The organism is Paenibacillus brevis, assembly GCF_018919145.1.
GTDB classification, from domain to species: Bacteria; Bacillota; Bacilli; order Paenibacillales; family Paenibacillaceae; genus Fontibacillus; species Fontibacillus brevis.
Window position 1 is genome coordinate 76438 of record NZ_JAHLQJ010000005.1, and the last position, 12892, is coordinate 89329.

The 12892-nt window shown below is 51.0% G+C and carries 11 protein-coding genes; 6 read left to right on the plus strand and 5 right to left on the minus strand.

Annotated features, from left to right (window positions below):
* Positions 1 to 90: 90 nt before the first annotated feature.
* Positions 91 to 348 carry a YqkE family protein gene (locus KQJ23_RS07270; RefSeq protein ID WP_216478194.1) on the minus strand — a complete coding sequence of 86 codons (258 nt, stop codon included), beginning with the start codon at positions 346 to 348 and terminating at the stop codon, positions 91 to 93.
* A 199-nt stretch (positions 349 to 547) separates the two neighbouring features.
* On the opposite strand from KQJ23_RS07270, the gene KQJ23_RS07275 reads away from it, so the two are divergent.
* Complete coding sequence (locus tag KQJ23_RS07275) at positions 548 to 1117, plus strand: type II toxin-antitoxin system PemK/MazF family toxin (RefSeq protein ID WP_216478195.1); 570 nt, start codon at positions 548 to 550, stop codon at positions 1115 to 1117.
* Positions 1118 to 1445: 328 nt separating this feature from the next.
* On the plus strand, positions 1446 to 2078 hold the full coding sequence (locus KQJ23_RS07280; RefSeq protein WP_216478196.1) for a LysE family transporter: 633 nt from the start codon (positions 1446 to 1448) through the stop codon (positions 2076 to 2078).
* Between the two features lie 18 nt (positions 2079 to 2096).
* Here KQJ23_RS07280 and KQJ23_RS07285 read toward each other — a convergent pair whose 3' ends face one another.
* The gene (locus KQJ23_RS07285) at positions 2097 to 3443 is read right to left on the minus strand and encodes an amino acid permease (protein WP_216478197.1); all 1347 of its coding nucleotides are present in this window, start codon (positions 3441 to 3443) and stop codon (positions 2097 to 2099) included.
* Between the two features lie 278 nt (positions 3444 to 3721).
* Here KQJ23_RS07285 and KQJ23_RS07290 point away from each other — a divergent pair, with 278 nt between their 5' ends.
* Positions 3722 to 4024 (plus strand): hypothetical protein, encoded by a 303-nt coding sequence (locus KQJ23_RS07290; RefSeq protein ID WP_216478198.1) that lies wholly within the window; start codon positions 3722 to 3724, stop codon positions 4022 to 4024.
* Here the strand turns inward: KQJ23_RS07290 and KQJ23_RS07295 are convergent, their stop codons facing one another.
* On the minus strand, positions 4025 to 6271 hold the full coding sequence (locus KQJ23_RS07295) for an ATP-binding protein (protein ID WP_216478199.1): 2247 nt from the start codon (positions 6269 to 6271) through the stop codon (positions 4025 to 4027). It abuts the gene before it with no gap.
* Between the two features lie 224 nt (positions 6272 to 6495).
* Here KQJ23_RS07295 and KQJ23_RS07300 point away from each other — a divergent pair, with 224 nt between their 5' ends.
* On the plus strand, positions 6496 to 7764 hold the full coding sequence (locus KQJ23_RS07300) for an MFS transporter (RefSeq protein WP_216478200.1): 1269 nt from the start codon (positions 6496 to 6498) through the stop codon (positions 7762 to 7764).
* A gap of 76 nt (positions 7765 to 7840) precedes the next feature.
* On the opposite strand, the gene KQJ23_RS07305 is transcribed toward KQJ23_RS07300, so the two are convergent.
* On the minus strand, positions 7841 to 8773 hold the full coding sequence (locus KQJ23_RS07305; RefSeq protein ID WP_216478201.1) for a manganese-dependent inorganic pyrophosphatase: 933 nt from the start codon (positions 8771 to 8773) through the stop codon (positions 7841 to 7843).
* A gap of 285 nt (positions 8774 to 9058) precedes the next feature.
* Here KQJ23_RS07305 and KQJ23_RS07310 point away from each other — a divergent pair, with 285 nt between their 5' ends.
* Positions 9059 to 9745 (plus strand): response regulator transcription factor, encoded by a 687-nt coding sequence (locus tag KQJ23_RS07310; RefSeq protein ID WP_216478202.1) that lies wholly within the window; start codon positions 9059 to 9061, stop codon positions 9743 to 9745.
* The gene (locus KQJ23_RS07315; protein ID WP_216478203.1) at positions 9742 to 11310 is read left to right on the plus strand and encodes a sensor histidine kinase; all 1569 of its coding nucleotides are present in this window, start codon (positions 9742 to 9744) and stop codon (positions 11308 to 11310) included. Before KQJ23_RS07310 ends, KQJ23_RS07315 begins: the two co-directional genes overlap by 4 nt.
* Before the next feature lie 67 nt (positions 11311 to 11377).
* On the opposite strand, the gene hflX is transcribed toward KQJ23_RS07315, so the two are convergent.
* Positions 11378 to 12658 carry a GTPase HflX gene (gene hflX, locus KQJ23_RS07320; RefSeq protein WP_216478204.1) on the minus strand — a complete coding sequence of 427 codons (1281 nt, stop codon included), beginning with the start codon at positions 12656 to 12658 and terminating at the stop codon, positions 11378 to 11380.
* Positions 12659 to 12892 lie beyond the last annotated feature (234 nt).

Genomic DNA, 12892 nt, shown 5'->3' on the forward strand with positions numbered 1-12892 from the left:
ACAGCCCTCTCCGTCAGTCTGCGAACGCTTACATCCAAGATCGAAAAAACCGGAAGCGTTCACCCAATGGCCCTGCTTCCGGCATATTTTTTATTTGAACTTTTTCCAATCCATGCTGCTGTTCTTCAGCAGATGCTCGAAATCATTGTCCAGCCTTTTCTGTTCTGCTTTCCGCGCTTGCTCCGCTTTAAGCCTTGCCTCTTCCTTGCGCTTATCCTCTTCTTGCTGCAGAGCGGCAGCCTGCTCCTTCAGCTTCGCAATCGTTGTCTCCCCAAGCAGATCCTTCAGTGTTGCCGGCTTGTCCGCCGCCGGGGCAGGACGTGTTCCCTGTGTCTTTTTCTTCGCCATCTCTTCATCACCTCGAATTCAAGTGTAAATTATCATGAGTCCCCTGGCTTGTCAACTCATAACCGGGTCATCGAATGAGAATGATTAGAGTTAGGAAAAAAAAGAAGGCCAGCTTGTTTTAACTGTATAGAAATACGTGTAATTTAACATATATACGTCTACGTCGATGATGATTCAGGTGAGCCGGGAGGAGAAGATTATGAACAAGGAACATGAGCATGGAGCCTTAGGAGCCCCAGTCGAGAAAAGAGAGCGTATTTCACGGACGGAATATGCCAAGAAGCTGAAGACAAAGCAAATCCATGACTGGTTGCCTCTACAGCTGGAGATGGCGCATCATTGGATTGAGCATGAAAAGACACAGACAAAACGGAATATGGCGAGAGGCTCCGTACACTTTTGCCAGTTTGGGGAAAATATCGGGTGTGAGCAAAACGAAGAGCGTCCTGTCGTCATCATTTCAAATAATACAGTTAATTCTACATCGGGCAATGTACTTGTTGTTCCGCTGACTAAAAACCTGAAGATCCGCACCTTTCCAAAAACAGGACAGCCTATCCTGACCAAGGAAGGCAATCCGATCCCACGATTTCAAAGTCATTATTTTTTATTCAAAAATAAATATGATTTCCTCGCGTTCGACTCGGCAGCCAAAACGGAAGAAACCACATCGGTAAGCAAAATACGTCTTAAAGATCATCTGGGCTCGCTCGACGAAGAAGACATCAGCCGACTGGAAACCCGGCTTAAGTGGTCATTTGGATTGTAGCACTCAAGAATAGGTTGACTTTTTCAAATCGACAGGGTAGAATGAATATAAATTGATTCATTACGTCATCCACCCCGTCGTGGATAAACTCACACGTGCCCGCGTGTCGTTGAGTCCGAGAAGGAGCCGAAAGGCTCCTTTTTTATGTTATCTCCACACTTCTAACCTTTTTCATCTCTACGTTGGTATCTTTAAATTCCCTCTTGCTACCATTTACCCGCTGGAACAGACTTTAACCATTTTTGGGCCTGCGTATTTTTGTTTTTGTGATACAAGCCCCTCCCGTCGAATAGGATGTACAAGTATCACGACGTTGGAGGTGCGGCTGTTGAATCAAATGCTTGGTTATATCGTGCTCGGGCTGTCGTTGTCGGCCCCGATCGGTCCCGTCAATGCCGCCCAGCTGTCCAAGGGCATTCGGGGCGGCTTTATGTCAGCATGGCTTGTCGGACTCGGCGCAATGACAGCGGATGTTATTTATATGCTGCTGGTGTTCTTTGGTGTAATTCACTTCTTGAATATTCCGTTTATGCAGACCTTCCTGTGGCTGTTCGGCGGCTTCCTGCTCATATACACGGGCATAGAAAGCCTTAAGGATGCGGGAAAGCTTCAAATGGCGGATATGCGAGGCCGGGAGCCGCTGCTGAAATCCTTCATGTCCGGCTTCTTTATGTCGCTGGGCAACCCGCTGTCCATTCTGTTCTGGCTCGGCATTTACGGCTCCGTGCTTGCCCAGACGGCTGCCCAGTCCGGATTAGGGGATCTGATCCTGAACAGCTTCTCGATTATTCTTGGCCTGCTGATCTGGGATCTGACCATGGCAGGGTTTGCCACGATTTTCCGCAATTATGTGAGCGTACGTTTGTTAAAAGGAGTATCCGTGCTGTCCGGGCTGTTCCTAATCGGCTTCGGACTATATTTTCTGTTTGAGGCCCTTCAACTGCTGCTGCAAAGGATATAGTCATGAAGAATGGCTCCTTCAGCTCTGTCTCCCCGCCTGCTGCTTGCTCCATACTTTGCGCTGCATGAACCAGGCCACAATAGCGATTACCGCCAAAAATCCAAGACTGCCCCAGAAACCCGGCCTTCCCGGCCCACGTGCCAATGTACCGAAGACGGCTAGTACAATGAGGGCCAGACCGGTCACCCGCTTGATCCGTCCCTTGCTTCCTTTCCTCAGTACTCTGCCTGCGGAGAGCAGAATAAAGACCCAATTATAGAGCAGCAGCAAGCCGGCAGCTATCGTAACCGTCTCATAGATCGTGCCGGGGATGAGGAGGGACAATACGATGGAGGCGGCAAGGCCTATGGCTGACATGCCTAGAGCATATATAGGCCGGTCTTTCATCGCGGTTCTGGAAAAGACCGCCGGCGCATCGCGTTCTTCCGAGAGGGTAACGAGCATGGTCACGACCGCATACAAGGAAGCAACCATCGTCGAGAAGCCGGCGATGATCAATACCGCATTGAATACATGGGGAATAAAGGGCAATTGAAACTGGTGCAGCGCAGAAATCAGCGGGCTTTCCTTCGGATTCAGCTTACCCGGTGCGATCAGGGACAACACCAGTCCGATGGTCAGGCCGTACAGAATCGTCAGGAGCAGCAGCATGACCTTGCCGGCCTTCGGCGCTTCCTTGGGCTCCTTCATCCGAAAGGCCATCATGCCCATGACCTCAATCCCGCCAAAGGCATAAAAGGCGAAAATGAGGCTGGACCAGGCGCCGATCCAGCCCCCAGGCAGCCAGTCGCGATAGGCCTCGAGCCCTCCCTTCGGCCGCTCCCCGTGGAGCCAGCCCATCCAGGCCGCGCCGGCTATGATGATAAACATCACCGTCGCCGCCAGCTTGGCGACAGACAGAATATTCTCGGTCGTATCAAATCCCCGGTTACCCAGAAAAATGATCAGCAGCGCCAGGACCGCGAAGGCCGTCGCGCACAACCAGAGCGGCAGATTCGGCAGCCAGAACCGCGCAAACATCGAGATCGCGGTCAACTGGCTTCCCATGATGAGAATCTCCGATGACCAATAGACCCAGCCGCTGCTGAAGCCGGCCCAGCGTCCGAATGCCTGCTTGGCATAGGTCCGGAACGATCCCTTCTCCGGCTGCTGGGCCGTCATCTTGGCGAGGGATTCGAATACGGTATAGGTAGCAAAAGAAGCGAGCAGCAGACCTGCCAAAAAAGCCGGACCAGCTGCCTTTAGCCCAATCGCCGAACCAAGGAAGAAGCCGGTGCCGACGGTCGACGCAACTCCCAGCAAAGCCAATTGCCACCAGGCCAATCTGCCCCTCTCCCGATTCCCCTGTTTGCCTTTTCCCTTCACCCTATATGCCTCCAATGATTTCGAAATTTTCCTGATACGGCCGCTACTTCTCCGGTGTTTTTTTCATATTCGGTAAACTCTTGCCGAGGCCGAATGTAAAAGAGGATCGATATTGAACTGGAATTTATATTGTTGGAGGAAATCATGATTAAAATACATCGATTTCTTATTGCTGCCGTAAATCCGGATTTCTTTATTCCCTCTTCGCATCGGAGAGATTGAGACTCTCTCTGCTGTGTTATAATGGCTTAATTAGAGTGATCAGCGGAGGTACAACTATGGCGTTCGGCATCAACCGGCAAGAACTCAATCAATGGAAAAAGGCGGTCTCTCAAGGGGAGATCGCCTACTTGACCCACTACTGGCTCGATCCTCGGTTCCCCGGAATCAAAACCGTGACCAAGGTAGGGTGCAATGATCTTATACGTCTGGAGGACTGGTGTCTTCGGCACGAACTAAGTCCGGATTACATTCACCATCGTCCTCCCTTCCCTCACTTCGATCTGCTTGGACCGAAACAGCGGGAGATTCTGGTTCAGGAACAGCTTTGGGAGCAACTGAAGCGATTCCGTCTTCTCTGATCAAATATATTTCTGAAGCGTCTCGGAGATGACGGTGCTCTTCAGCGGCTTACAAATATAATCATCCATCCCCGCCTGCAGGCAGAGGTCCCTGTCCTCATTCAAGGCGTTAGCGGTTACCGCAATAATGACCGGGCAAGCCCCGGGCGCCAGAGTCTCCTTCAACACTCTGGCAGCATCGAGTCCATTCATTTCAGGCATATGCACATCCATAAAAATAATATCAAAGGCTTCATATGCAACGGCTTGAATAACCTCGTAGCCATTCGCCACCGTCTTGGTCGTATGCCCCTGCTGCTCCAGCATCTTCTGGAGTACAATCTGATTCACTTCGTTGTCTTCAGCGATCAGTACATGCAGCTTCCTTGCTCCCTGCTGCTGCTCCATACCGGATTCTGCATCCTCCTGCGGATAGACAGCGCCAAGCGTCACCTCGAATCTAAAGGTTACCCCCGGCCCCTGATGCTGCTCAACCCATATCTTGCCTTCCATCATCTCTACCAGCTTCTTTGTAATCGCCAGTCCCAATCCCGTACCTTCAAACCGGCGTGTCATGAATTGATCCAGTTGCGAGAACGGCTCAAAGAGAAAGGCGACCTTTTCCTCCGGAATCCCGATGCCTGTATCCTTGACGGCGAAGCAAAGACGAAGCCGCTGTGCGGTCTGACTCAGACAAGAGACCTCAACCGCAATTCCACCAGAATACGTAAATTTCAATGCATTTCCGATCAGATTCATTAAAATTTGCTTGAGCCTGTCCGGGTCCCCGATCACGAGTGCAGGAACCTCCTGATCGGCGTTAAAGGAAAGCGCAAGTCCCTTTTCGCTAGCCCGAATCTTCAGAATGTCTAATGTCTCGGATACAGCCAGACGAAGATCGAACACACTTTCATGAAGCTCACTTTTGCCGGACTCGATTTTCGCAAAATCAAGAATATCATTAATGATGGCCAGCAGGGTATCACCGCTCTTGCGGATAATCTCCAGATACTCCTTCTGGGTCTCCGTTAATTCGTTCATCTCGATCATCAGATCGGTCATTCCGATGATGCCGTTCATCGGTGTCCGAATCTCATGGCTCATCATCGCAAGAAATTCGCTCTTGGCCCGGTTTGTTCGCTCAGCTGCTTCCTTCGCGATCAACAACTGCTTTTGTTCCCGGATATCCTTCGCAATAATATAGAATCCGACGTTCTCGCCGCTGATAATAATCGGTGCGACGGTCGCCAGCACCTCCGCCTCCTGTCCATTCTTTTGACGGATGCTGTTAATGCTCCTGTCGATTGCCGGTGTGGAGAAATTCGACTTCGCCGCGGATAAAATATCCCGCAGCTTGCTTTCGCCGATGAACATCGAAAAGCGTTGTCCGGTCATTTTCGGAATATCGTAACCTGTCAATTTCTCGGCCATAGCATTGGCATTGATTACATGACCCTGGAGATCGAGCGAGAACACGGCGTCATGATTATACTTCTTCAACGAATTATATCTCTCTACCGTCTCCTGAAGCTTGCGCTCCACCCGCTTGCGGTCCGTAATATCCTGCACGGTTCCGCTCATTCTGACAGGGGTTCCGCTGCTGTCATAGCTTACGGTGCCCCGCAGATGCAAGTATTCTGTCTCCGTCTCGGGAATAGCATGTCTGAATTCGAAGTCAAAAACCCCGCTCTCAAGTGCCTCGCCAAGCGATTTGAGAAACCTTTCCCGTTCACGGGGCGAGAACTTGCTTAAAATCTCTTTCGACGTAACCATATTGCTGGCTTGATCGAACCGGAGCATCCGGAACACGTCTCCGAGCCAAATCACCCTGTCGTCAGACAAGCTCCATTCCCAGCTTCCTATCCGTGCCATGCCCATTGTCTCTTTCAGAATATCAATTTCGCTTCCGGAGAGAGAGGCTTCCCGCCCAACGGCAATGAGCAAGGGCTCTTTATCTGCCTCCTCAGCAATCGAGAAGTGAAAATCATAGGGCAGGTACGCCCCGTTCTTGTGCTTTAGAGTAAGCTTTACATCTCCATGCGCATTCTGCAGTATTTCCTGCCAGCTCCGCGTCTCATCCAGCAAGCCCCATTGCATGAACGGAACACCGATGATTTCCTCCGGCGCATATCCAAGCTTCTTCTCTACAGACGGCGAGCAATAGACTCCCATTCCTTGCAGGTCGCAGCAATAAACCAATTCCTCCATATGCTTCAGAATCATCGGACTCAAGTCTTCGCCAATCGCATATTCCCGCTTCTTGTCCATATTCAGCCTCCGACCATAGTTAAATGGATGTACTGGTCTACCCCTCTAATTATTATAATTTAACAGCTTAAAAGTAAAATTTATGTATATCTCATTTTTCCCTTTTCAAGATGCTTTCGTCAAGCTATGATTACTCTGGGAGAAACCGTGGATAGGTGCATGTTCAAAAAGTCAGCTTTTTGAACTACCTCTAAAAAGATAAAATTATATTAAGGTGGTATACGATGACTAACTCTGCTTCTATTCATTCCGCCCCGACGAGCTTGTTCAAGAACAAGTTCTATCAGACGATTCTGATCTCGAATATCTTTCTTCAGATCGGAATCTGGGTGCGGAATTTTGCAATTCTGATGTTTGTTACCGACCAGACCAACAGTGATCCGCTCGCTATATCCCTGATCTCGGTTGTCGAATTTGCGCCCATCTTTGTCTTCTCCTTTATTGGCGGCGCATTTGCTGACCGGTGGAAGCCCAAGCGAACGATGATCTGGTGCGACTTCTTGTCCGCTGTCTCGGTCTTTGCAGTACTGCTCACTCTTCTGTACGGCTCCTGGGAAAGCGTCTATCTGGCAACCTTTGTATCCGCCATTCTATCCCAGTTCTCACAGCCCTCGGTCATGAAGCTGTTCAAGCAGCATGTTCATCCGGATAAAGTACAACAAGGGATGGCGCTGTTCCAGTCTTTAATTGCTATCTTTATGGTGATGGGACCTTCGTTGGGCATCTTCGCTTACCATCAATTCGGTATTCATTTGTCGATTGGGGTAATGGGCGTTGCGTTTCTTCTGTCCGCCCTGGTCTTGTTCCGGCTGCCTGCCGATGAAGAGGAGCATACCGCGGCAAAAGAAAATAAAGGTTCCAGTATTCTTCAGGAGCTTCGCGACGGCTTCCGTTATGTATGGCAAAGCCCGGTTCTGAAGGTGCTCGGAGGGGCCTTTGCCATTGCAGGCTTCGCGATCGGCACCATTCAGACGCTTGGACTATTCCTCGTAACAGAGCGTCTTGGCCAGGATAAGGAGTTCCTGCAATATCTGCTAATGGTGAACGGCGTAGCGATGTTAATTGGGGGCGGCGTGATCATGACGCTCTCTCGGAAGATTCGCCCGCAAATTCTTCTGGCCTTTGGCACGGCGGTCAGCGCAATATGTATTATAGGTATGGGATGGTCCAACAGCATACCATTAACCTTGTTTTTGCAGTTTCTAAACGGTTTGACCTTCCCATGCATTCAGATCGGAATCAATACACTAATTCTGCAATCCACCGAGCAAAGCTATGTCGGCCGGGTAAATGGCGTGCTTAGCCCGATGTTCATGGGCATGATGGTCATTATGATGTCCCTGGCGGGCGTAATGAAAAAGCTGTTTCCATTGGTGGGAATTTACTCAATGGCCGGTATTGTGATGTTGGTTGGAGCGGTTATTCTCATTCCAATCTTCAAATACAAGCCTGCAGCACTGGATTCACAAGCAGCAGCTCCAGAAATGCACTAACCCCTCTCTACAAGAAAGAGTCCTGACAACCCTCATGCCTTCGCATGGGAGTTGCAGGACTCTTATTGCTGTCTGTTTAACGTTGGTTGAAAATATCGGTAAGGACAGGAACGATTTGAGATTTACGGGATACAACGCCCTTCAGCACGGCGGTATTGTTCTCCAGCTTTACCTGATAAGCTGCCTCAACAGCATCAGCCGCTTTTCCGAGCGCAAGCCCGACAGAATCATTGTTCAGAATGTCTGTCACCACGAACAGGAACAAATCCAGCCCCTTGCGGTCCACGATTGCATTCAAAGCCGTCTCAAGCTCAGCCTGGCGCGAGAGAACATCTTGAACGTCTACCGCATTAACCTGTGCGATCTCCACCTTGGAGCCGCCCATATCGAATTCCTTCGCATCCAGTGAAATCAGTTGCTCAATCGTCTTGTCGCTGAGATCGGCACCTGCCTTCAGCATATCCAATCCGTATTCCTCCGCATTTACCCCTGCGATTTCAGCAAGCTCGCGGGCAGCAGCCACATCCTGCCCGGTGCAGGTTGGAGATTTGAACAGCAAGGAATCAGAGATAATCGCGGATAGCATCAATCCGGCAATATTAGCAGGAACGGAAATTCCATTTTCCTTGTACAGCTTATTCAGAATCGTCGCGGTGCAGCCTACGGGCTCGGCACGATAGTACAGAGGTCCGCTGGTCTCAAAATTCGCGATACGATGATGGTCGATAACTTCGACTACGGTAAGCTTCTCAATATCGGAGACGCTTTGCTGACGTTCGTTATGGTCGACCAGAATAACCTTCTTCACTTCTTCCGAAGCCGATTCAATAACGCGCGGTGCCTGGAAGCCGAACTTGTCCAGCGCAAATTGAGTCTCGCCGTTCGGTGCGCCGAGAGCCACAGCTTCAGCATCCCAGCCGAGCTTCTTTTTCAGGTCCGCGTAGGCAATAGCAGAACAGATGGTATCCGTGTCCGGATTCTTGTGTCCGAAAATCAATACTTTTTCCATTCGATTACTCTCCTTTATGATTTCGCTTAGAAAAGTATAGCTCACAACCAGTTTTACAATCAAGACCTCTCCTTAGCGAAATGAATTTACATCACCGGATAAACCATGTACCATCTAAGTAATCTGTTGCCGCCGCAGGGCTTCGGCTATAAGTGTGAGTGTAAGCGAACCCTGCACAGACTCTATAGAGTTTCAGTTCCTGTTCAGGCGGCATTCAGCGGATGTTCAGCGATATCGGACATAATAGATGTAATTATAGTTTGCGTTGTACTGGAGGCTTGTACCATGAAGAACATCAAGGGTGTCAAAATTATGCTCGTCGATGACGAGGCACATATTACCCAGTTTCTCGAGCTCGGACTTGTAAATGAAGGCTTTGACATCCGGACCGCTGCCGATGGCATGACTGCGGTGAATCTGGCTATTGAATATCAGCCTCATGTCGTTATCCTTGATGTGATGATGCCGGGTATGGATGGCTGGGAGGTCTGCCGGCTCCTGAAGAAGACGCTGGGCAATGTAGCGATTATTATGTTAACCGCCAAGGACGAGGTGGAGGATCGGGTAAAGGGTCTTACGACCGGTGCGGATGATTATGTAGTGAAGCCGTTCAGCTTTGAGGAGCTGCTGGCCCGGATCGGAGCACGCCTCCGCAATCAGTTTCCCGCTTTATTCGGAGAAGTCAGCTTCGGGCCATTCAAGCTCGATGACCGGCGGAAGGAGATTCAGTATAACGAAGGCGTACTCGAACTATCTCCGACGGAGTATGAGCTTTTGAAATATCTTGTCATCAATCACGGCATTGTTCTCAGCAAGAGTAAGATTCTGGAGCAGGTCTGGGGATATGATTTTGGCGGCGAGGAAAATATTGTAGAGGTCTACATCCGTTCCTTGCGCGAGAAGCTGAATGATAAGGAGCACCGGCTGATCCGGACGCTCAGAGGCGCGGGGTACCGCGTAGACCTCCCATGAAGCCCGGCATCCATCGATGGTCCAAGAGGCTTCGGAACAGTTTTTCCCCCTCTTCTTTGCGAACCCAGTTACTATCCAGGTCATTAATTATTCTTGCTGTCCTGCTTCTGCTCATCGGTACCGTGCAATTCATTGTTATGAAAACCTTCCTGTACAGTAACCAGGCTGAGACACTGCAATCACAGATCCGCGGTCTTCCGAAGGAGCTCTTGGGCGAGAACAGCTGGATCATCCGGAACCGGTTCAAGAATGAGATGGGTACGGCGTTTGTCCCCCCCTCTGCATCGCCTCCTTACGATGAGTCCGAGGTTGGAGAGCGGAGGCCGTTCTTTTTCCTGCCGGACACCTCGATTGCGCTGATCAACGTTGAGAACGAACTGATCAATCCTTCCTCCAACGAATCCGGACTTCCTGCCCCGCAGCTGGCATCGGAGCAATACAGCAAGATTCGGAAGGAATGGGACATCCAGAATGTGAGGGCTTATCAAATCGCTCATGATCAGAATGGCAATGAGCAGCTTCTTGTGTTCCGTCCTGCCGACGGGCCTGGAGGGTGGGACCTGATGATTCAGATGGGCATCTCTACAGCGCCGTTGAAGGCTATTGCCTGGCGGCAGCTAACCATCTTCATCAGCCTGTCCCTCATCGCGCTTGGTGCCGGACTGATGTTCTATCTGCCGATTCTGCGCAAGACCTTGAATCCCCTCAATCAGATGGTACAGACGGTCGAAGAGTTGGATGCCGGCAAGCTGGACCGCCGTTTTGATACCTCTCTGGGGCAGAGCGAGATCGACAGGTTGGCGGAATCGTTCAACGGGATGCTGGAACGCCTGGAGGTTTCGTTTGAAAATGAGCGGGAGGCCAAGGAGCATATGCAGCGGTTTATCGCGGATGCCTCTCATGAGCTGCGGACACCGCTCACTTCGATTCACGGTTTCCTTGAGGTTCTGCTGCGCGGTGCTGCCGAGAAACCGGAACAGCTGAATGCGGCGCTTGGAAGCATGCTCGGTGAGGCCAAGCGAATGAAGAAGCTGGTCGAGGATTTGCTGATCCTTGCGAAGCTGGACCGTACTCCTGCTGTCAGCAGATCCGAGACTTCGCTGGATACATTGATCGAAGAGATGGAGCCGCAGTTGCAGATGCTGGCCGGAGAACGGAAGGTCACCTTCTCTCTGGCTCCGCATATCCGGGCTATGACGGATCGCGACCGAATCAAGCAAGTTATTCTGAATCTGTTCCACAATGCAGTACAGCACACAGACCCCGAGCTGGGAACCATTCATATTTCCCTAGCTGTCCTTGGAGGAAACTGGGCCGAACTCCGGGTGAAGGACAACGGTCCGGGGATTGCACCGGAGCATCTCCCCCATGTGTTCGAACGCTTCTACAGAAGCGAGGTCTCCCGGGTCCGCAACCGCCAGGGCGGCGCAGGCTTGGGACTTGCGATTACTCAATCAATTGTTGAGGTGCATGGCGGACAGATCGAGGTCGACAGCACGCCGGGTGATGGAGCAGCATTCATCGTGAAGCTGCCCATCCTGTCGGCGGATGTTCCCTCCAATTAAAAAACAGGGCCAGCCCGATCCTCCACTTCAGAGGCACTGGGCCGGCCCTATCTGCCGTTAGCAGATGTTAAGCTTCAATCTCTATCGGCTCCACGACATAATGCTCATATTTGCCATAATCGCTCTGCCTGCATTCCAGTGCAAGGCGCGTGCCTTCCTCTTCATAGCTCGTATGCAGAATATTCGCATGCTCATTCAGATAAGAGACGACAGCTCCTTGATCATAGGGAATCAGCATGTCGCAACGGATGTAATCCTTGAAGACCTGCCGGGAGATCAAGTCCGCCAGCTCATCCATGCCGATCCGGCTTTTGGCCGAGAGGTAGATCCGATTGTCCATCATTTCGGGGATCGCCTGCTCAGTCAGGTCCGCTTTGTTATAGGCATAGATGACAGGGATATCCTTGATGCCGATGTCCTCCAGTGTCTTGTTTGTAATATCGATCATGCGCTCGTACTCCGGGTTGGCGTAGTCCACGACATGGATAAGCAAATCCGCCTCTGCCACTTCCTCCAGGGTGGACCTGAACGCCTTGATCAGATGATGCGGCAGCTTGCTGACGAAGCCGACCGTGTCGGTGAGCAGAAAAGTCTTGTTATCCGCAAGCGGAATACTGCGAACCGAGGTCTCCAGAGTAGCAAACAGCATATCCTTCTCCAGTACCTGCTTCTCCTGCTCCGGATTAAACCGCTCCAGCATCGCATTCATTATCGTAGATTTGCCTGCATTGGTGTAGCCGACCAAAGAGACCACGGGAAAATCGTTCTTCTTTCGCTGCTTCCGTTGCGTCTGCCGATGCAGCGTCAGCGTCTCCAGCTCCCGGCTTAGCGCTGTAATCTTCTCTTCGATCCGCCGGCGGTCCAGCTCCAGCTTTGTCTCCCCGGCACCGCGGTTCTTGGTGCCCACACCGCCGCCCTGACGGCCAAGCGATTCACGCATCCCCACGAGGCGCGGCAGCATGTATTTCAGATGTGCAACCTCTACCTGAAGCTGCGCCTCGCGTGTCCGGGCCCGCTGATCGAAAATGTCGAGAATGAGCACGGTTCGGTCAATAATTTTGCAGTCCAAGTCCGCTTCCAGATTGCGAATCTGCGAAGGTGACAGCTCATCATTAAAAATGACCAGATTCCCGTCATTGGCTTCCAAGAGCGCTCGAACCTCTTCTATTTTCCCGGTGCCGATATAGTGGGATGAATTAATCTTCGCCAGATTCTGGACGAGCGTCGCCACGACCTCAATGTCACAGGCTTCAGCCAGATTGGCAAGCTCCTCCATGGAGTATTCAAAATCCTTCTGATGATTCAGGTTTACGCCGACCAAAACGGCATTCTGTATTAATTGTTCCATATCATATTCCTCCCTAGCGTTCATGAATAAGTTTAACCATTAAGGTCATGTTCAATCGCGCGGGAATGTGCCCTGCATAACAAAAAACACAGGCAGCAGCCTGTGTCGGAACAAACGAAAATAAAGGTGAGAAGGCCATGATTCGCGGCAAATGACACCCGCTCCCGGCAGCTTCTCCTTCAGTCGGCATATTCTATTCAAAAGATGAGTCCCTTCGTCATAGCATACCAATCC